15 protein-coding genes are annotated in these 19,429 nt (G+C 75.1%); 10 read left to right on the forward strand and 5 right to left on the reverse strand.

The window, feature by feature from the left end:
* Positions 1 to 4: 4 nt before the first annotated feature.
* From M1O15_RS25255 to M1O15_RS25265, 3 genes are all read right to left on the reverse strand, one after another.
* Positions 5 to 829, reverse strand: a complete 825-nt coding sequence (locus M1O15_RS25255) for an MlaE family ABC transporter permease (RefSeq protein ID WP_248636459.1) — start codon at positions 827 to 829, stop codon at positions 5 to 7.
* Positions 826 to 1,902 carry an ABC transporter ATP-binding protein gene (locus M1O15_RS25260; RefSeq protein ID WP_248636460.1) on the reverse strand — a complete coding sequence of 359 codons (1,077 nt, stop codon included), beginning with the start codon at positions 1,900 to 1,902 and terminating at the stop codon, positions 826 to 828. Before M1O15_RS25260 ends, M1O15_RS25255 begins: the two co-directional genes overlap by 4 nt.
* Before the next feature lie 68 nt (positions 1,903 to 1,970).
* Entirely contained in the window at positions 1,971 to 3,431 is a 1,461-nt protein-coding gene (locus M1O15_RS25265; protein ID WP_248636461.1) for a DUF6801 domain-containing protein, read from the reverse strand.
* 657 nt (positions 3,432 to 4,088) lie between these two features.
* Between M1O15_RS25265 and M1O15_RS25270 the strand changes: the two genes are divergently transcribed.
* A complete protein-coding gene (locus tag M1O15_RS25270; RefSeq protein WP_248636462.1) occupies positions 4,089 to 5,327 on the forward strand; it encodes a PucR family transcriptional regulator in 1,239 nt (412 codons plus the stop codon).
* Between the two features lie 12 nt (positions 5,328 to 5,339).
* Here M1O15_RS25270 and M1O15_RS25275 read toward each other — a convergent pair whose 3' ends face one another.
* Entirely contained in the window at positions 5,340 to 8,153 is a 2,814-nt protein-coding gene (locus M1O15_RS25275) for a helix-turn-helix transcriptional regulator (protein ID WP_248636463.1), read from the reverse strand.
* 467 nt (positions 8,154 to 8,620) lie between these two features.
* On the opposite strand from M1O15_RS25275, the gene M1O15_RS25280 reads away from it, so the two are divergent.
* From M1O15_RS25280 to M1O15_RS25295, 4 genes are all read left to right on the forward strand, one after another.
* Positions 8,621 to 9,838, forward strand: coding sequence for a S1 family peptidase (locus tag M1O15_RS25280; protein ID WP_248636465.1), 1,218 nt, complete (start codon positions 8,621 to 8,623; stop codon positions 9,836 to 9,838).
* Positions 9,839 to 10,042: 204 nt separating this feature from the next.
* A complete protein-coding gene (locus tag M1O15_RS25285) occupies positions 10,043 to 11,275 on the forward strand; it encodes a PucR family transcriptional regulator (RefSeq protein ID WP_505017679.1) in 1,233 nt (410 codons plus the stop codon).
* Positions 11,276 to 11,605: 330 nt separating this feature from the next.
* On the forward strand, positions 11,606 to 12,337 hold the full coding sequence (locus M1O15_RS25290; RefSeq protein ID WP_248636468.1) for a rhomboid-like protein: 732 nt from the start codon (positions 11,606 to 11,608) through the stop codon (positions 12,335 to 12,337).
* Positions 12,338 to 12,354: 17 nt separating this feature from the next.
* Positions 12,355 to 12,975, forward strand: a complete 621-nt coding sequence (locus M1O15_RS25295) for an L-threonylcarbamoyladenylate synthase (RefSeq protein WP_248636470.1) — start codon at positions 12,355 to 12,357, stop codon at positions 12,973 to 12,975.
* Between the two features lie 105 nt (positions 12,976 to 13,080).
* On the opposite strand, the gene M1O15_RS25300 is transcribed toward M1O15_RS25295, so the two are convergent.
* Entirely contained in the window at positions 13,081 to 14,154 is a 1,074-nt protein-coding gene (locus M1O15_RS25300; RefSeq protein WP_248636471.1) for a DUF5954 family protein, read from the reverse strand.
* 494 nt (positions 14,155 to 14,648) lie between these two features.
* Here M1O15_RS25300 and M1O15_RS25305 point away from each other — a divergent pair, with 494 nt between their 5' ends.
* From M1O15_RS25305 to M1O15_RS25325, 5 genes are all read left to right on the forward strand, one after another.
* Positions 14,649 to 16,640 (forward strand): ATP-binding protein, encoded by a 1,992-nt coding sequence (locus M1O15_RS25305; protein WP_248636473.1) that lies wholly within the window; start codon positions 14,649 to 14,651, stop codon positions 16,638 to 16,640.
* Positions 16,641 to 16,750: 110 nt separating this feature from the next.
* The gene (locus tag M1O15_RS25310; RefSeq protein ID WP_248636475.1) at positions 16,751 to 17,170 is read left to right on the forward strand and encodes a roadblock/LC7 domain-containing protein; all 420 of its coding nucleotides are present in this window, start codon (positions 16,751 to 16,753) and stop codon (positions 17,168 to 17,170) included.
* Complete coding sequence (locus M1O15_RS25315) at positions 17,167 to 17,523, forward strand: DUF742 domain-containing protein (protein ID WP_248636476.1); 357 nt, start codon at positions 17,167 to 17,169, stop codon at positions 17,521 to 17,523. The genes M1O15_RS25310 and M1O15_RS25315 overlap by 4 nt, the downstream gene beginning before the upstream one ends.
* Entirely contained in the window at positions 17,504 to 18,121 is a 618-nt protein-coding gene (locus tag M1O15_RS25320) for a GTP-binding protein (protein ID WP_248636477.1), read from the forward strand. Before M1O15_RS25315 ends, M1O15_RS25320 begins: the two co-directional genes overlap by 20 nt.
* Complete coding sequence (locus M1O15_RS25325) at positions 18,118 to 19,392, forward strand: cytochrome P450 (protein ID WP_372499583.1); 1,275 nt, start codon at positions 18,118 to 18,120, stop codon at positions 19,390 to 19,392. Before M1O15_RS25320 ends, M1O15_RS25325 begins: the two co-directional genes overlap by 4 nt.
* Positions 19,393 to 19,429: the final 37 nt, after the last annotated feature.

Genomic DNA, 19,429 nt, shown 5'->3' on the forward strand with positions numbered 1-19,429 from the left:
GCGCTCACAGCCCCTTCGCCGGGACGAGGCGCAGATACAGGGCGGTCAGCACCATGTTGACGAAGAACAGCAGAAGGAAGGTGAAGACCACGGACTGGTTGACCGCGTCGCCGACCCCCTTGGGCCCACCCCTGGGGTTGAGGCCGCGGTGGGCGGCGACCACCCCGGCGATGAAGCCGAAGACCAGGGCCTTGATCTCGCTGATGACCAGGTCGGGGATCTGGGCGAGCGCGGAGAAGCTGGCGACATGGGCGCCCGGGGTGCCGTTCTGCATGATCACGTTGAAGAAGTAGCCGCCGGCCGTGCCGACCACCGAGACCAGCCCGTTGAGCAGGACGCCGACCAGGGTGACGGCGAGCACCCGGGGAACCACCAGCCGGTGCACCGGCGAGACGCCCATGATCTCCATGGCCTGGAGCTCCTCGCGGATGGTGCGGGCGCCGAGGTCCGCGCAGATCGCGGAGCCCGCGACACCGGAGATCAGCAGCGAGACGATCAGCGGGCTGGCCTGCTGGATGATGACCAGCACGCTGGCCCCGCCGGTGAACGACTGGGCGCCGAACTGCTGGAGCAGCGAGCCGACCTGGAGCGCGATGACCGCGCCGAAGGGGATCGTGACCAGCATCGCGGGCAGAATGGTGACGCTGGCGATGAACCAGAACTGCTCCACGAACTCCCGCGGGTGGTACGGGCGTTTAAACATCAGCCGCAGCACCTGGGCGCCCAGGGCGAACAGCCGGCCGGTCTCGCGCAGCGGTTCGAGCACCTTCAGCGGCGGCCGGGGCGGTGGCGCTCCGGGCGCGGGGCGCGGGGTGGTGGGGGCGCTCACGGCCGCCGCCTTCCGAACCGGGGCAGCAGGGCGGTACGGGCCGTGGGCGGGGTGCCCCGGCCGTCCTTGGGAGCGTGCGGGACGGCGTACACCGCGGTGTCCCGGTCCTCGGCCCGCAGGTCGGCCTCGACGGCGGCACGGGCCGCCGGGGGCAGGGTGTGCAGCAGGCCCCGGACCCGTTCGCGCCTGCGCCGTACGGCCTGGCGCTCGGGCAGTCCCGCGCTGGGCCGCATCTGCGGGACGACCTCGCGGGCCCCGGTGCGCTCGGGGAGCGGCCCGGCCAGCGCCTCCCGGTCCAGGGCGGCCTGGTCCTTCTCCTCGGACATGCCGATCGGCCCGGCCATCCGCCCGCCGAGGAACTGCTCCACCACCGGCTCGTCGCTGGTGAGCAGCACCTCGCGGGGCCCGAAGGTGACCAGCCGGCGCAGGAAGAGCATGCCCATGTTGTCGGGCACGGTCCGGGCGATCTCCAGGTTGTGGGTGACGATCAGGATGGTGGCGTCGAGTTCGGCGTTGAGGTCCACCAGCAGCTGGGAGAGGAAGGTGGTGCGCACCGGGTCGAGCCCGGAGTCCGGCTCGTCGCAGAGGATGATCTGCGGGTCGAGCACCAGCGCGCGGGCCAGTCCGGCGCGTTTGCGCATCCCGCCGGAGATCTCCCCGGGCAGCTTGCCCTCCGCGCCCACCAGCCCGACCAGCTCGATGCGCTCCATGACGATGCGCCGGATCTCCGACTCCTTCTTCCTGGTGTGCTCGCGCAGCGGGAAGGCGATGTTGTCGAAGAGGCTCATCGAGCCGAAGAGCGCGCCGTCCTGGAAGAGCAGCCCGAACAGCTTGCGGGCCTCGAAGATGTCCCGTTCCGGGCTGTTGGCCATGTCGACGCCGTTCACCAGGACCCGGCCGCGGTCGGGGCGGAGCAGACCGACGATGGCCTTGAGGAAGACGGTCTTGCCGGTGCCGGACGGTCCGAGCATGACGCTGATCTCGCCGGGCGGCAGGTTCAGCGTCACGTCCTGCCAGATCGTCTGCCGGCCGAAGGACTTGGTCAGCCCCTCGACCTCCACTGCGATTCCCATCTGCTCTCCTGGTTCGGCTCTGTTCACGGCTCTCCCGTCGGTGGCGCCCCTCGGCACCGGCCTGCGGGTCAGCGACTGGGCAGCGGCGGCACGGGGGGTGAGGCGCCTCCTCCCGTGAGGCCGCCCTGCTGGATGCGCAGGGTGTTGCCGGGGCCCGAGATGGCGGCGGTGAACAGCCGCGACAGGTCCTCGCCCGAGGGCGTGCGGCAGCCGGTGAACGGAGGGATGGTGATGCTGCCGGTCAGCAGCCCGCCGGTGAGGAAGGGGTACTCGCCCGAGAGCGAGGTGTCGATCTTGCGGGCGGTGCGGCAGCGCGGGCCGACGTCCAGCGGGACGCCGCCCAGCCGGACCCGGTGGATGCGCAGATGCTGCCAGTAGCCCACGGTGGTGGTCTGCCGGCCGCCGCGCAGGATGTTGACGATGGTCACCGGGTCCGGCTCGAAGGTGACCCTGGCGGACACCGGCTGGAAGCCGAAGGTGAGGAAGGTGGAGTCGGCGTCGGGCAGGTGCAGGATGCCCAGGGAGTCCGACTCGGTGTACGAGCCGTCGGGGGTGGACACCGTCCGCTTGCCGAGGCTGAGGTGCATCAGCCCCGGTGCCCTGCGGGGGTCGTTGACGATCATCGCGGCGTGCTGCTTGCGCACGGTGGCGTAGCCCACCGGGACGGTGCAGAGCGAGCCGCCGATGCCGCCCTCGATCGCCCCCGGTGGCGGCTTGGGCAGCCGCGCCGGGTCGAGCTCGCCCTCGGGCGGCTCCACCGGGCAGTCCGGGGCCTTGCCCGGGGCCCGCGCGGCGCGGACCGGCGGTTCGGCGGCGGGGGCGCCTGACGCGGTGGGGTCCGGGTCGGGGGACGCATCGACAGGAGCCCGGGGCGGTGCCGTCGTCGCCGGTGCGGTGACCTCCCAGGAGGCGAGGCGCGGCCCGGGGGTACGCAGCGGGGCGCACCGCAGCTCGACCGGGGCGGCGGCCAGGGGCCCCGCACCCGCCTCCGGTCCGGGGGCCTCGACCGCCAGCGTCAGCGCCAACTCCCCGGCGGTGAGCGTGAGATGCCCGGCCCGGGTGGCGGTCAGCTCCGGCAGCGCGCCGGTGAAGGACGGGGCCGCACCGCCCTCGGCACCGAGAGGGGTGCGCGCGGTGACCAGTCCGGACCAGTCGGCCCGGGTCCTCCCCCGGCCGTCGAGCGCGAGGTCCGCCGCGAGCCGCGCCGTCCCGGACACGGCGGTGGCGCCGGCCGGCAGCAGGGCGCGCACGGCCTCGCCGGTCAGCTCCGGCCGTACGGTGAACTCCCCGACGCGCACCGCCGTTCCCGCTCGCCCCCGGTCCGGGAACCGGCCGTCGAAGACGACCCGGACGCGCTGTCGGCCGTCCTCCGCCTCCGCACCGGCGGCGGCGCAGGAGTAGTCCGCCGCGACCGCCGGGGGCCGCCCCTTCCCGGCCGACGCCGAGGCCGGCGACAGGGACGCGGCGAGGACGAGCACACCGAGTGCGACGCCCTTTGCGGCGGCGCGCGAATCGGCTGAAGCCCTCATTGCCCCACTCCTGACGGATTTCGGAATCGGCCGTTCACCTGACGGCGCTCGAACGGCCGCGACATTACGTGCGAGTAGCCAGGCGCCGCAATACACCGCACACACCGAACCGGCCATCCAAAACACGGACGCAAAAGTCTGTCAGCGGCCTCACAGAACGGCCTTCACGATTTGTCACTTAGCGCGCCCCGGCTCGTCAACCCGCCCTGACCTTCAGGTATGGACCAGCCACCGGCACCGTCCGGACCCGGTGCCCTCCTCCGGCAATCCTCCAGGAGGGGAACATCCGAGCGAATGCCGACCACACGGCGCCCGCACCGCGCGGACATTGGCCGGGGGCGACAAAAGTCGCCGCCCGCATTCATAAGAAATTGAGCCCGAGCCGCTCCCGGCGCTCACGTGCCTCACAGAATTACCGGCAGAAACAGTGTTTCCGGGAGCGCTGCTGGTCTATCTTGCCTGTACTGTCCGTCGATACCCGTCCACGGACCGGTCAGCGTGCGTGCCACCCCCACCACCGCGGTCATGCGCAAGGCGTCAGGGTTCCCCCCACCTCCACGGGCGGGGGATCTCCCCACCCTCGAAGGCGCCGGGCAGACCGATAGAGTCCGCGTCTTCCGGCGGTCCCCCACGTCGCCGGCCAGAAAGGGACAGCCCATGCGCGATTCCTCGCCCAGCCCGGCGGCCTCCGATCCGCTGGAGCCCGTGCCCAGGGAGTTCGCCGCGATCATGCGGCCGGAGCTGCCCAGCCTGCTTCAGGAGATCAAGGACGAAGTCACGCGCACCTACCCGGAGTTCGTCCCGGCCTTCACCGGCCCGCAGGCCTCCTATGTGCACGCCGCGATCGAGCAGAGCCTGACCATCTTCGTGGACCAGGTGGCCCACCCCTCGCTGCCCTCCCCGCTGCGTGACGAGATGTTCCGCACGCTCGGCCGGACGGCCGCCGGGGACGGCTACTCACTCGACGCGCTGCGCGGCACCTGCCGGATCGGAGCCCGGCTGGCGCTGCGCCGCGCCAGGAAGGTGAGCAGGCACTACGACCTCTCGCCGCTGTTCATGCTCTCCTTCGCCGACACCCTCTTCCAGTACATGAACCAGCTCGAAGGCCTCGCGATCGAGGGCTACATGGAAGGCAACGTTGCCATCCAGGACGACCAGGACGGACTGCGCCGCCGCATCCTGCGGCTGCTCGCCTCGGGCAACACCGCGTACGCCCTGATCGGGGAGCTCGCCGAGCGTGCCGGCTGGCAACTCCCCGAGGAGGTCAGCCTGGTGGCGCTCTCCCCGGACGCGCGCCCGGCGCGCACCGCGCTGGCCCCCGACGTCCTGGTCGACCTGACCGACCCGCAGCCCGCCCTGCTGCTGCCCGGCCCGCTGGACGAGGCGCGCCGGGAATCGCTCGGGCACGCCCTGTCCGGCACCCTGGCCGCCGTCGGCCCCACCGTCGCGCTGGCGTCCGCGGCCGACTCGATGCGCTGGGCCCGCCAGTGCCTGGCCCTGGCCGAGTCCGGGATCGTCCGCGACGGGCCCGTCGTCTACTGCGAGAACCACCTGGTCACACTCTGGCTGGAGAGCGATCCGGCCCTGGTCGAGCAGCTGGCCCGGCGTGAACTCGCCCCGCTGGACGGCCAGCCGGCCACCCGGCGCGCCCGCCTGATAGAGACCCTGCGGGTCTGGCTCGCCACCCGCGGCACCGCCGCCCAGATCGGCGAGGTCCTTCACATCCACCCGCAGACCGTCCGCTACCGCATGCGCAACCTCGACGCCACCTTCGGCCCCCAACTCACCGACCCCGACCACTGCTTCGCCACCGAAGCCGCCCTGCGCGCCCTCCATCTGCGCCAGAGCGCCGCCGCCCCGGCCCGGCGCCGGACGACCCCGCGCGTCCGCCGGTGACCGGCGGGGGTGTCACCGCGGGGCGTCGTGGTCGTGCCCGGACGGGCCGCCCTGGTCGAGCAGCGGCGCCAGGGTGGAGGTGAGCTGGGTGCGGTTGCGCACATGGAGCTTGCGGTAGATGCGGCTGAGCGTGGCCTCCACGGTCTTGGGCGAGACGAACATCCGCTGCGCGGCCTCCTTGTTGGTGGCCCCGGCGCAGATCAGCGCGGCCAGGCGCAGTTCGTTCCCGGTGAGCCGGTCGGTCCGGTGCTCGTCGGCGGCGACGGTGGCGGGGCGGCCCGCCAGATGGGCGAGGTGGTGCTCGGTCAGGGTGATCCACGGCCGGGCCTGGGCGGTGGTGAAGGCGCCGCGGGCGGCCTGCCATGCGGCGCGGGCGGCGGCGGCCCGTCGGCGGCGGCGCTCGATACGGCCCTGGAGCAGCCGGGTGCGGCCCTCCTCCACCGCCCGCCCGAGCGCGGCGAAGTCCCGCGCGGCCTGGTCGAGGAGCGCCACGGCCCGCTCGGGGTCGCCGTCCTGGTCGGCGCAGGCCGCCCGGGCCCGGGTGAGGGCGGCGCGCAGCGCGGTGTGGTCCGCGGTGTCGTCCAGCTGCCGGTGCGCCTGGTCCAGCAGGGCGTACGCGGTGGGGGTGCGGCCGGTGGCGGCGAAGGCCTCGGCGGCGTCGGGCTGCCAGCGCAGCACGGAGGGGTCGGCCGCGCCGTGGCGCCCCTCCAGCGCGGCGACCTCGGCCAGCGCGGCGGCGGCCGGGTCGGCGTGGCCGAGGTGGAGGTGGACGGCGCCCAGGACCCACAGGCTGCGGGTGGTGTGCAGGGTGTCGTTCTCCTCGCGGGAGGCCCGCAGCCCCTGGTCGGCGTGGCGCAGGGCCTGGGCGAAGGAGCCGCCGTGGCTCTGGGCCAGGGCGGCCGTGTAGTGGGCGGGTCCGGGGGAGATCCCGGCGGACGCGGTGAGGGCGAGGGCGTCGGAGGCCCAGTCCACCGCGCGGGCGCAGGAGCCGAGCCCGGCGTCCACCTCGGCGAGGCTGCGCCAGAGGTCGACCAGGTCCTCCGGCTCCCCGGAGGCGCGGGCCGCCGGGAGCAGGTCCAGCAGACTGCGGCGGGCCTCGTCCAGCCGTCCGTCGAAGACGGCGTGGCGGGCGGACACGTACTCGGGGCTGTTGCGAATCCCGATCCGGGCGGGCGGCACGGCGAGCGCCAGGGCGGCTGACAGCGTTGTCGGAGCGGCCTTCGCCTGGCCGAGGACGCGCTGCATCCGGGCCGTCATCGCCAGGGCGGCCGCCTGGAGGGCGGTGTCGCCGCCCTGGTGGGCCAGCGCGGCCGCGTCGCTCGCGTGGTGCAGGGCCCGGGCGGTGTCGCCGCCGGTGACGTTGGCCTGGACGGCGGCGCGCAGTTCCGTGGCGGCCAGCAGGACGGGCTCTCCGGCGGCGGCGGTGCGGGCGGCGGCGAGCAGCGGCTCGGCGTCCGAGAGGTCCTGGCCCTGGGCGTCGATGATGGCGAGCAGGCTGTGCACCCGCTGGGCGTTGCTGCCCCGCTCCTCGGCGATCAGGGTGGCGGCGTGCCGGGTGAGGTCCGCGCGGCCCCCGGCGGCGGCCTCCCGGGCGGCCTGGGTGAGGCGTTCCAGCCGGGGCGCGGGCCGGTCGGCGGGGGTGAGCCGGGCGGCCAGCAGCAGCAGTTCGGCGGCCAGCCCGCGTTCGCCCGCCTCGCGTGCGGTGGCGGCGGCCTCGGCGGTGTCCTCCGCCACCGCCTGGTCGGTGCCGTCCTGGGCGAGCGCCCGGTGCCGGGCGCGGTGCAGGGGGTCCCGTACGGCGCGGGCGAACGCGGCGTGCGCGCGGCGCCGTTCGGCGGCCGGCACGGTCCGCGCCGCGGCCAGCGACAGCGCCCGGGCGGTGAAGCGTACGGGGACGGGCAGGGTGCCGGTCCGGTGCTGCTCCGCCCCGGCCGGGGCCAGCACGCCCGCCCGGACGGCGTGGTCGAGATGGTCGTCGGCCCCGCTGTGCCCGGCCTGGCGCAGCAGGTCGGCGTCGGGGCGGTGGGCGAGGGCGGCGGCCCGTACGGTGGCGCGGACCTCGGCGGGCAGGGTGTCCAGCCACTGTGCGGCGGCCTCGGTGACCTCGCGCGGGACGTCGGGCAGATGGCGCCCGGCGGTGGCGTGCCCCTCCCCCGCCGCGGCCAGCGCCCGGCAGCAGACGGCGAGCAGCGCGCGGTGGCCGCCGCACAGCCGGTGCACCGGCTCGGCCCAGCGCAGGGGCAGCCCCCGCCGGTGCAGCAGCCGCGCCGTCTCCTCCGCGTCGGCGGGCGGCACCGGCAGCACGTCCGGGTGCCCGCCGAGCAGCCGGCTCGCCGTACGGGGGTACGCGGCGGTGCGCTCGGCCGCCACCACGCCCAGCCGGCCGGGCGGCAGTCCGCGGAGGCAGGAGGCGAGGACGTCGGCGCTGGCGGCGTCCATCCACTGGACGTCGTCGATCAGCAGCAGCACCGGGCCGCCCCGCGCCAGCAACCGGGCCGTGGCCCGGCGGGCGGTCAACTGACCGAGGGGCTGCGCCTCGGGTGCGGTGGCGGCGTCCGCGCCGTCCAGCAGCCGGGTGAGCGCCGCGTACGGGAGGTGCCGGTCGCCGTCCTGGGCGTAGACCCGCAGGCAGCGGACCTCCGCCGTCTCGGCCAGCTCGTCGAGCAGGGTGCTCTTGCCCGAGCCCCACGGCCCGTGCAGCGCGACCCGCCCCCGCTCGGCGAGCAGCGCGTGCACGCCGCGGACCAGTGCGGGCCAGCCCTCCTGACCGTCCTCCGCCTCGGACGGGGCGGGTTCGGGGCATGTGTGCTGCCGAGGTCCGTTCACACCGCGCACGGTAGGGCGGTAGACGGGGCACGCCAAGGGTGAGGTACCGACTCGCCCTCGATACAAGGGATCTCCCGGATGGTCGTGCGGGGGCGCGGGCGCACCGCACGACCACCCGGGCCGCGTACCGCCGACGGCGCGGCGCACCGCACGACCGCCCGGGCCGCGTACCGCCGTCAGCCATGGGCCCGGCGACTCCGGCTGGTCCACCGGGCGACCGGTTCGCCCACCCCGCGACCGGACCCGTCGCCGCACCGGCGGCCGACGCAAGGGATCCACCGGATACCGCGACGGCGCCCGGCCCGAGACGCTGGCGGCCTTCCCCCTCGCATCCCGTCCGGCACACCCGGTGAGCCTCGGGCCGGGCGTCCCCACGGGGGGGGAAGCGTGCGCATCCGCCGGTGGCGCCCGTCACCGCGCTCGGGCCGGTCCGGCCGGCCCGTACCCCCCTTTCGAGAGGACCCCCCATGTCCCCCGCGACAGCACGCCCGTTCACCGCCGCTCTGCTGGCCGCCGCCTCGGTGGCCGCGCTGACCGCCGTCTCCGCCCACGCCGCCCCGCCGCCCGCGCCGCGGGACCCGGCCCCGTCGGTGCCCGCCGATGTCCAGGCGGCCATGGCCCGCGACCTCGGCCTCACCGCCGACGGCGTCCGCGAGCGCGTCGCGGCCGAGCAGCGGGCGGAACGCGCCGCCGAGGCCGTCCGCGCCGCGGTCGGCGACCGGGTCACCGCGCTGTGGTTCGACGCCGCCGACGGCCGGCTGCACGCCGCCGTACGCGGGGCGGCCGACGCGGCCGCCGTCGAGCGGTCCGGGGCCGTGGCCCACCGGGCGCGGCTCAGCGCGGCCCGGCTCGACGCCGCGACGGCCGCCGTCGGCCGGCAGGCCCACGGGGTGGCCGGGGTCACCTCCTGGGGGCCCGCCGCCTCGGGTGACCGCGTCGAGCTGACCGTCGACCCGGCCCGGGCCACCGCCGCGACCGCCGCCCTGCGTCAGCGGCTCGCCGCCGAACTGGGCGATCTGGTGCGGGTGGTGGAGGTGTCGGACACCCCGCGCCAGCAGGGCGGCGATGTGGTCGGCGGGCAGAAGTGGGTGCCGAGTGGGGAGGGCGCCTGCTCGATCGGCTTCCCGGTCACCCGCTCCGGCGGCGGCCGGGCCTTCCTGACCGCCGGGCACTGCACCGACAACGTCAACCAGGCCGCCTACGGCAAGGACGGCAGCCGCCTCGGCACCTCGAACCGCGGCGGCACCGGCAGCGTCAACTCCGGTGAGGGGGACTTCGGCATCGTGGAGGTCGACCAGTCCGCCTGGCGGCTGGTGCCGACGGTGGCCGGCTGGGGCCAGGGCGACATCGCGGTGACCGGCTCGGCCGAGGCCGTGGTCGGCACCTCGATCTGCCGCTCCGGGCAGACCACCGGTCTGCGCTGCGGCCAGGTGACCCGGGTCAACCAGACCGTGGACTACGGCTCCGTGGTCATCGGCGGGCTCTCCTACTCCAACGCCTGTTCCGCGGGCGGCGACTCCGGCGGCAGCTATGTCACGGCCTCCGGCGGCAAGGCGGTCGGCCTGCACTCCGGCGGCGGCAGCGCCACCTGCTCCAGCGGCAGCGGGCAGAAGTACACCATCTTCCAGCCCGTCAACGAGGCGCTGCGCAAGTTCGGCACCAGCCTGGTGACCTCGCCGCGCTGACCCCCGCCCGGCGGAGAGGTCCCCCACGCGTACGGACGTACGGGCCCCCGTCCCGGCCGCATCGGTTAAAGACCGGGTAAAGCGGCGGGACGGGGGCGGGCGGCCGGACTCCCCCACTCCGCCATGACGCGCCGGACCCGGCAGGGCCACCGCACTCTGTGCCTCCCGGCGCGTCCCCGCCGCCGGTCAGAGAGGGACAGCCCCGTGTCCGACCCCACCCCCCACTCAGCCAGCCCCCACCCGGCCGCCTCCCGCTCGGCCGTCTCCGAGCAACCGCCGCCGCTCTCACCGAGGTTCGCCGCCGCCATGCGACGGGAGATCCCCAGCCTCCGCCAGGAGATCAGAGCCGACGTCCTGACCGCCTACCCGGAGTTCGCCCCCGTCTTCACCGGACCGCAGGCCTCGCACATCGACGTGGCCATCGAGCAGAGCCTGACCGCCTTCGTCGACCAGGTGGCCCGCCCCTCGCCTCCCTCACCGCTGCGCGACGAGATGTTCCGCGCCCTGGGCCGCACGGCCGCCGAACAGGGCTACTCCCTCAACGCACTGCGCGGGACCTGCCGGATCGGGACCCGCCTCGCCCTGCACCGCGCCAAGAAGGTGAGCAGGCACTGCGACCTCTCGCCGCTGTTCATGCTCTCCTTCGCCGACACCCTCTTCGGCTATGTCAACCAGCTCGAAGGGCTGGCGATCGAGGGCTACATGGAGGGCAGCACCACCGTCGAGGACGACCAGGACGGGCTACGCCGCCGTCTGCTGCAACTCATCGCCTCGGGCACCACCGCACACACCTCGCTCGGCGAGCTCGCCGAGCGCACCGGCTGGCAACTGCCCGAGCAGGTCAGCCTGGTGGCGCTCTCGCCCGGAGCCCGCCCGGCGCGCACCGCGCTGGCCCCCGACGTCCTGGTCGACCTCACCGACCCGCAGCCCGCCCTGCTGCTGCCCGGCCCGCTCGACGCGGTACGCCGCGCGTCCCTGGAGCACGCCCTGTCCGGCACCCTGGCCGCCGTCGGCCCCACCGTCCCGCTGGCCACCGCCACCGACTCGGCGCGCTGGGCCCGCCAGTGCCTGGCCCTGGCCGAGTCCGGGATCATCCGGGACGGCCCCGTCGTCCACTGCGAGAACCACCTCCTCACCCTCCTGCTGGCCACCGACCCCGCCCTCCTCGAACAGCTCGCCCGGCGCGAACTGGCCCCACTGGACGGCCAGCCGGCCACCCGCCGCGCCCGCCTCACCGAAACCCTCCGGGTCTGGCTCGCCACCCGCGGCACCGCCGCCCAGATCGGCGAAGTCCTCCACATCCACCCCCAGACCGTCCGCTACCGCATGCGCAACCTCGACGCCACCTTCGGCCCCCAACTCACCGACCCCGACCACTGCTTCGCCACCGAAGCCGCCTTACGCGCCCTCCACCTGCGCCGGACCGCGGCGCCCTGACCCACGGTGCCTCCGGCCGGACGGCCCTGACCCCGGGTGAGGGCCGTCCGGGCAGGACGGTGGGCCGGAAGGGCTGTACGGAAGGGCAGGATCGACGGGCCGGTGGAGTGCCCCGTGTGGCGGTACGGCTCCGGCACCGTAGATTTCCGGACAGCCCGTTCCCCGGACGGAGCGGCCCGGCAACCGCCGCGGGCCCAGTGGACCGAAGGACACGCCACCCATGAGCATCACCGCCCGGCGCGGACGCGCCCTCACGGCCCGGCCCGTCACCGCGCGCGCCGCCCGCGTCAGCACGTCCTCGCAGAAGACCACCGCCCAGCCGGCCGGCCGGTGAGCGGCCGCCGGGTGCTGGACGCCCTACGGAGCTACCCCAGGCGTTCGCCGGTCACCTTCGGCTATGTCTGCCTGCTGCTGCTCACCCACGCCTGGGTGCTGTACGGCCTGACGGCGGAGCGCGCCGACGAGCTGCTGCGCCAGGTCAGCACCAACCTGGACAACCTGGCCGACCACCCGGTGTCCGCGGTGCTCGGCAGCGCGCTGTTCTTCGACGGCACACTGACCGATGTCACCTCGCTGTACTTCCCGGCCACCGTGATCACCCTGGGCCTCGGCGTCTGCTGCGCCCTGGCGTGGGCGGAGCGGCGATGGGGTCCGCTGCGGGCGTTCGGGGTGTTCCTGGCGGGGCACCTCGGCGCCACCCTGCTCACCGCGACCGTGATCACCGTGGCCCTGCGGCAGGGCTGGTACGCCGACGACGTGCGCCGGGCGCTGGACTACGGCATCAGCTACGGCGCCCAGACCATGATGGCCGCCGCCACCCTCGCGCTGCCGCGCCTGGCCCGGCTGCCCTGGGCGCTGTTCGTGGTGGCCTGGCCGTTCGGCGGGGCGGAGTGGGCCGGGCCGCTGCCCGACTTCACCACCGTGGGGCATGTGCTGGCGGCCGTACTCGGTCTGCTGCTCGTCCTGCCGCCCGTGGCCCGCCGCCTCGACCGGCGCCCGGCACCGGCCCCGGAGGGGCGCGACCCGGGCCCGCGTCCCCACGGGCGGTACGGAGCCCGCTGATCGCCTACGCTCGACGGATGGCGAAGTACTTCGATGTGCACCCCGAGAACCCGCAGCGCCGGACCATCACCACCGTCGCCGAGAGCATCCGCTCCGGCGCGCTGATCGCGTATCCGACGGACTCCTGCTACGCGCTGGGCTGCGGCCTGAGCAACCGCGAGGGCCTGGCCCGGATCCGCTCCATCCGCAAGCTCGACGACCGGCACCACTTCACGCTGGTCTGCCGGGACTTCGCGCAGCTGGGGCAGCTGGTGCAGATCGACAACGACGTGTTCCGCGCCATCAAGGCGGCCACCCCCGGCAGCTACACCTTCATCCTGCCCGCCACCAAGGAGGTGCCGCGCCAGCTGCTGCACCCCAGGAAGCGGACGGTGGGCGTGCGCATCCCCGACCATGTGGTCACCCAGGCCCTGCTGGCGGAGCTGGGCGACCCGCTGGTCTCCAGCACCCTGCTGCTGCCCGACGAGGACGAGCCGCTGACCCAGGGCTGGGAGATCAAGGAGCGCCTGGACCACGAGGTCGACGCGGTGCTGGACTCCGGCGACTGCGGCACGGAGCCGACCACCGTGGTCGACTTCTCCGGCGGCGAGGTCGAGATCGTCCGCCGCGGCGCGGGCGACCCGTCCCGCTTCGAGTGACCGGGTGACCGCATGACCGGGTGACCGCGAGCGCCCCTCGGGGCCCGCACGGGTGCCGAGGGGCGGTGGCGCCGCATCGCCGGGGCCGGGCCGCCGGGGCCGGTCTCAGTGCTCCGGCAGGACGTTCCCGTCCTCGTCCATCGGCGGGTGCATCCGCATCGGCTCCTGGCCGTTGACGTCGGACGGGCGGGGGCCCTCGGGGCCGTCCGGGCCCCAGCGCAGCAGCCGGCGGGTGCGGGCGATCTGGTAGACGGTGTCCCCGACCTCCAGCCGGTTGACCCGGACCCCGGCCCGCAGCCGGTCGGCGGCCTCGGCGTAGACGGCCAGCTCCGCGGCGGCCGGGCTGTCGGCGGGCGGGTTGCGGGCGTTGGTCTTCGGATCGGTCTCGATCGGGATCAGGCCGCGGATCCGGGGCCAGGCCCAGAGCAGAGAGAACTCCAGCCCCCTGCGGGCGGCGTGCGCGGTGGCGTGCGAGCCGCCGGCCCCGCGCCATCCGCCGTCGGTGCGCTCCACCACGGAGAAGGTCGGCGGCAGCAGCAGGATGTCGGGGTGGGTGGTGACGGCCCGCGCGGAGTCGGCCAGCACCTCCTCGGGGAACCGCTCACCGGTGTAGCGCAGATCATGCAGGCACAGCTGTTCCAGGGCCTGGGTCGGGGTGACCGGCGCGTCCGGATCCAGGACCAGGTCCTCGTCGATGGACGGCTCCGAGGCCTGGAGGCTCCAGTCGGGGGTGAGGGGCTCGGGGTCGGTGGGGCGCGGCGGCTCGATCCCGCCGGGCCCCGCACCCGCGTACTCCTCCGCGCGCAGGACCCGGTACCGGGTGTCCTCCACGGTGACCTCGTCCACGTAGTCGGCCTCCAGCCGGGCGACCGCCGCCAGCAGGGCGCGCCGCTCGGCCCGGTCCCGGGCCTCGTCCTTCGCCCGGAACCACAGCAGCGACTGGAGGCTGTCCCGCGCCACCTGGGGGCAGCCGGAGGTCACCGAGACCACCACCCGCCAGCGGATCCCGTCCTCGGGCCCCTGCCTGGCGACCCCGAACAGCGGGCCGCGCACCATCAGCCCGTCGGCGGAGGTGGCGGCGTCGACCGCGTCGGCCTCGATGGCCGCCTCCACCGGCTCCACCGGCACCCGCACCACCAACGGCCGGGGCGCGCCCGGTCCTGCGTTCCCACGTTCCATGTCCTCATCGTGCCCACTGGCCCGGGCCGCCGTCGGCGGTTCCCGGAATTCGCCCCTCCACGGGGTGACGTCTTTTGCGGGCCGGTGCCGGCTTCGTCGGCGGCCGGGGCGGGGCGCCGGCACGGTCCGTGCCGGGATAGTTGGCCGGAAAGAGGCTGCCGAAGGCGGGTGGCCGGGCCGGTGGGCGGGTGTCCACGCCCCGGCCGACCGCGCCGGGGCGGGACGCGGGACGCCACCGAGCCGCTGTGCGACGGCGGGCACGGGCGGCGGCTCCCCTATCACAACTCCGCGTGCCGACCCATGGGTTCACGACGAAGTCGACCGTGAGGCGGACTGAGTGGTCAGAGCGATCTCCGCACCGGGCAGGCTGGCTAGCATGACTTCCTGTCCGGACGGAAGATCGCACGGCCGCCTGATGCCGGCCTTCCCGACCGCCGGTCGCCGCGCGGCGACCGTCCCGAACCGTCTGCTCTCACCGACCGAGGGGCCGCCGAATGTCCGTGCCTGCACCGCCCGTTGAGCACCGTTCGGCAAAGGCCCCCGGCACCTCCCGGGCCGCGCCGGTGGCCGTGCTGGCGGTGAGCGCCGCGGCCGCCGGGGCGGCGGTGGTCCTGGCGCCGTCCGAGGTGCGGACCTGGACGCAGCTGGTGGCGGCCGCCGCCTGGGTGTGCCTGGCCGCCGCCGTCCTGGTCGGCGGCCGGTCCGTACGGCGGGCCCGGCGCGCGGCCACCGCGCGGGCGGCCGAGGCCGAGCGGCACCGGGCCGCCCTGGCGCAGCTGTCGTCGGAGACCGCGTACCTGGTCAACGTGACGCTGCCCGGTCTGGCCCAGCGGCGCGACGGCACCGCCGCGGCGGCCGAGGCGTTCGGCGGCGTGCTCCCGCCGAGCGATCCGCAACTGGCGCGGGTGCTGCATCTGTTCACCTCCGCGATCGAGGCGGGCGAGCGGCAGGCGACCGCGCTGGACGCCGAGCGCCGGCAGGCCCGGCAGGAGCTGGACGAGGCGGCGGCCGAGCTGGAGCGCCTGGCCCGGGAGACGCTGCCCGCCGCGGTCGCCCGGCTGCGCGAGGGCCGGTCCGCCGACACGGTACGGGCCGAGCTGACGCTGCCGAGGATGCCGCTGGTACGCGTACCGACGGAAACGTTCATCCGGGAACTGGCGCTCAGCGAGCGGCGGGCCGCCGCCGCGCAGGCCGCCTCCGCCAAGGCGCTCAGCCGGGTCCAGGCCAAGTCCGTCAGCATGCTGGCCGATCTGCGGGAGATGCAGGACCGGCACGGCGAGGAGGTCTTCGGCGACCTGCTGAGGCTGGACCACAGCACCTCCCAGCTGGGCCTGATGACCGACCGGCTGGCCCTGCTGATGGGCGGCCGCTCCAGCCGCGCCTGGAACAAGCCGATCGTGATGGAGAGCATCCTGCGCGGCGCGGTGGGACGCATCGCCGCCTACCAGCGGGTGCGCCTGCACTGCGCCACCTCGGTGGCCATCTCCGGCTTCGCCGCCGAGGGCGTGATGCATCTGCTCGCCGAGCTGATGGACAACGCGGCGAACTTCTCCCCGCCCATCGACGAGGTGCATGTCTACGTGGAGGAGCGCAGCGCGGGCATCGTCGTCACCATCGAGGACAGCGGACTGAAGATGGCCGACGCGGCGATGCGGCGGGCCGCGGACGCGGTGGCCGGCCGGATGAACGACCTGGTCTCGCTCCAGGGCACCCGGCTCGGCCTCGCCGTCGTCGGGCGGCTCGCGGTGAAGCACGGCATCAGCGTCAACTACCGCCCCTCGTCCCGAGGCGGCACCGGCGTGGTCGTGCTGCTGCCCCGGCAGCTGCTCGCCCAGCAGCAGCGCCGCGCACCGCGCCTGCTGTCCCGCGAGGCGGCGGCCGGGTCCGCGCCGGCGCCGACAGCCGCGCCCGCCCCGGCCCAGACGGCACCCCCGGCCCCGACGGCGGCCCCGTCCGAGCCGGCCCCGGTCCCCGCCCCGACGGCACCCCCGGCGCCGACGGCGGCCCCGTCCGAGCCGGCCCCGGTCCCCGCCCCGGCGCCGGAGCCCGCCGCCGCCCACTTCGCCGATCCCGGCACCGCCCACTCCGCCGACCCCGCCGCCGTCTACTACCTCGCCGATCCGGGCGAGGCCGCCGCGGTCGCCGAGCGCCCGGCGGTACGCCCGGGGGCGTCCGAGCCGGTGGCGCACCGCCGTCCCGCGGGCTCCACGCCCAACGGGCTGCCGGTACGCACCCCCGGCCGCACCATGGGCGAGGCCGAGCGGGAGCGCGGGCGCGGACGCGAGCGGTCCGCCCCGCCCGCCCCAGGCGGCACCGGGGCCGGCGCCGAGCCCGGCACCTGGGGTGAAGGGGTGCCGGAGCAGCGCCCGGGGCGCGACGCGGGCTCGCGATTCGGCGCCTTCGCCCGGGCCCGGCGGTCCCCGCGCGGCAGCACCGGGGAGGGCGCCCGGCCCGAGCCCCCGGTGGGCGGCCCCTCGTCCTCGTAGGCCGCGCCCCTCCCCGTACGCACCCCAGATCCCGTACCCCACCCCCGCACCCGAGATTGGAGGGACGGACCGCGGCCGGCCATCCGGGCACCGCGGGCCCGTCACCCGTCATGCAGACCACCGACAACAGCCTCACCTGGCTCCTGCAGCAGCTGCTGGAGCACACCCCCGGCAGCCGGCACGCCCTGGTGCTGTCCCGCGACGGACTGAAGCTGTGCTGGACCGAGCATCTGACGCTCGACCAGGCGGACCAGCTGGCGGCCATCTGCTCCGGCATGCAGGCCCTCGCCCAGGGCGCCTCCGTGGAGTTCGGCGACGGCTCCGGCGGGGTCCGGCACTCGATGACCGAGTACCACGGCGGGCTGCTCTTCATCGTGGGCGCGGGCGAGGGGGCGCACCTCGCGGTGCTCGCCACGGAGGACGCCGACCCCGGTGTGGTCGGCCACCAGATGACCGAGCTGGTCGAGCAGATCGGCGAGCACCTGCGGGCGGAGCCCCGTACCACCGTCCGAAGGAGTGCCACGCCGTGACGCGCAAGCCCGTCGACACCGGCGACCCCGACCGGCTGTACACGGTGACCAGCGGGCGGAGCCGTGCCGACGACTCCTTCGACCTGGTGACCCTGATCGTCAGCGAGTCCGGACCGACGGCGGGGATGCAGTCGGAGCACGCCCGGATCCTCCGGCTGTGCCGGCACCCCACCGCGGTGGTCGAGATCGCCGCGGAGCTGGGGCTGCCGATCACGGTGGTACGGATCCTGCTCGGCGACCTGCTGGGCACGGGCCGGATCACCGCCCGCCATCCGCAGGCGACGCGCTCGCTGGCCGACCTCCCCGACTCCGCCCTTCTGAAGGAGGTGCTCCATGGGCTCCACAACCTCTGAGCTGCCCCTGCGGCGCACACCGCTGACCGACACGGCCGAGACCGGCCTGAAGGTCGTCATCGTGGGCGGGTTCGGCGTCGGCAAGACGACCCTGGTCCGCTCGGTCAGCGAGATCCGGCCGCTGAACACCGAGGAGGTGATGACGCAGGCCGGTGTCGGCGTGGACGAGACCGGCGCGGTGGCGTCCAAGACGTCCACCACGGTGGCGTTCGACTTCGGGCGGATCAGTCTCAACGCGCGGATGGTGCTGTACCTGTTCGGCGCGCCCGGGCAGGAGCGGTTCTGGTTCCTGTGGGACCGGCTGTTCTCCGGCACGCTGGGCGCGGTGGTGCTGGTGGACACCCGCCGGATGGACGACTCCTGGTACGCGATAGACCGGCTGGAGCACCATCGGACGCCGTTCGTGGTGGCGGTCAACCGCTTCGACGAGGACACCGCGCGCTACTCGCTGGACGAGATCCGCCAGGCACTGGCGCTGCCCGGGCACGTCCCGATGGTCGACTGCGACGCCCGGGTCCGGCAGTCCGGCAAGGACGTGCTGATCACCCTGGTCGACCACCTCTACGAACTGGCGATGGCCCAGGAGGCGACACCGTGACCGAGCACCAGCCCAGCCCCCGTGTCCCGGACGGCCCCGCGGCCGTGCCGGGCTGTCCGGTGCGCACCGACGCGGTGCGGCTGGCGGGGGTCTCCTACCAGCAGACGCCGTCGCAGCTGTACCGCGCGCTGCGCCGGGAGCACGGCCCGGTGGCGCCGGTGCTGCTGGACGGGGACGTACCGGCGTGGCTGGTGCTCGGCTACTCGGAGGTCTCCCATGTGACCGCGCATGACGAGCTGTTCGCGCGGGACTCCCGGCGCTGGAACCAGTGGGGGGCCATTCCGCAGGACTGGCCGCTGATGCCGTTCGTCGGGTACCAGCCGTCGGTGCTGTTCACCGAGGGGGACGAGCACCGGCGGCGGTCGGGTGTGATCACCGAGGCGCTGGAGGGGATCGACCAGTTCGAGCTGGGCCGGGACTGCCAGTACATCGCCGAGCAGCTGATCGCCGGGTTCGCCGGGAGCGGGCAGGCGGAGCTGATGGCGGAGTACGCGCACGCCCTGCCGATGCGGGCGGCGGTCCAGGTGTGCGGGATGCCGGACTCCCGCGCGGACACCCGGCAGCTGGTGGAGGACCTGCGGATCTCGCTGGACGCGGGCGAGGGCGACGACCCGGTGGCGGCGTACGGGCGGGTGGGCGAGCGGCTGCGGCAGCTGGTGAAGGACAAGCGGTCCGCGCCCGGCCCGGACGTCACCTCGCGGATGCTGCTGCACCCGGCGGGGCTCACCGACGAGGAGATCGTGCAGGACCTGATCTCGGTGATCGCCGCGGCCCAGCAGCCCACCGGCAACTGGATCGGCAACACCCTGCGGCTGCTGCTGACCGACGAGCGGTTCGCGGTCAACGTCTCCGGCGGGCGGCTGAGCGTGGGCGAGGCGCTGAACGAGGTGCTGTGGCTGGACACGCCGACGCAGAACTTCATCGGCCGCTGGGCGGTGCGGGACACCCAGCTCGGCGGGCGGCACATCCGGGCCGGGGACTGCCTGGTGCTGGGGCTGGCCGCCGCCAACACCGATCCGCAGATCTGGCCGGAGTCGCACGTCGGGGCGGAGAACGCCGCGCATCTGTCGTTCTCCAACGGGGAGCACCGCTGCCCCTATCCCGCTCCGCTGCTGGCGGACGTGATGGCGCGGACGGCGGTGGAGACCCTGCTGGAGCGGCTGCCGGACCTGGTGCTGGCGGTGGAGCCGGAGGAGCTGGCCTGGCGTCCGTCGATCTGGATGCGCGGACTGACCGCGCTGCCGGTGGAGTTCAGCCCGGTGGTGCGGTAGCTCCCCGGGAGGAGTCCTCTCCTCCCGGGGCTCCTGC

Source organism: Streptomyces lichenis, from assembly GCF_023218175.1.
GTDB classification, from domain to species: Bacteria; Actinomycetota; Actinomycetes; order Streptomycetales; family Streptomycetaceae; genus Streptomyces; species Streptomyces lichenis.

What these genes read in the sequence shown, in the direction of transcription:
- M1O15_RS25305 (WP_248636473.1), top strand. Translation starts at nt 14,649, where the DNA reads ATGTCCGTGCCTGCACCGCCCGTTGAGCACCGTTCGGCAAAGGCCCCC.
- M1O15_RS25260 (WP_248636460.1), bottom strand. Translation starts at nt 1,902, where the DNA reads ATGGGAATCGCAGTGGAGGTCGAGGGGCTGACCAAGTCCTTCGGCCGG.
- M1O15_RS25300 (WP_248636471.1), bottom strand. Translation starts at nt 14,154, where the DNA reads ATGGAACGTGGGAACGCAGGACCGGGCGCGCCCCGGCCGTTGGTGGTG.
- M1O15_RS25265 (WP_248636461.1), bottom strand. Translation starts at nt 3,431, where the DNA reads ATGAGGGCTTCAGCCGATTCGCGCGCCGCCGCAAAGGGCGTCGCACTC.
- M1O15_RS25310 (WP_248636475.1), top strand. Translation starts at nt 16,751, where the DNA reads ATGCAGACCACCGACAACAGCCTCACCTGGCTCCTGCAGCAGCTGCTG.
- M1O15_RS25295 (WP_248636470.1), top strand. Translation starts at nt 12,355, where the DNA reads ATGGCGAAGTACTTCGATGTGCACCCCGAGAACCCGCAGCGCCGGACC.
- M1O15_RS25320 (WP_248636477.1), top strand. Translation starts at nt 17,504, where the DNA reads ATGGGCTCCACAACCTCTGAGCTGCCCCTGCGGCGCACACCGCTGACC.
- M1O15_RS25270 (WP_248636462.1), top strand. Translation starts at nt 4,089, where the DNA reads ATGCGCGATTCCTCGCCCAGCCCGGCGGCCTCCGATCCGCTGGAGCCC.
- M1O15_RS25280 (WP_248636465.1), top strand. Translation starts at nt 8,621, where the DNA reads ATGTCCCCCGCGACAGCACGCCCGTTCACCGCCGCTCTGCTGGCCGCC.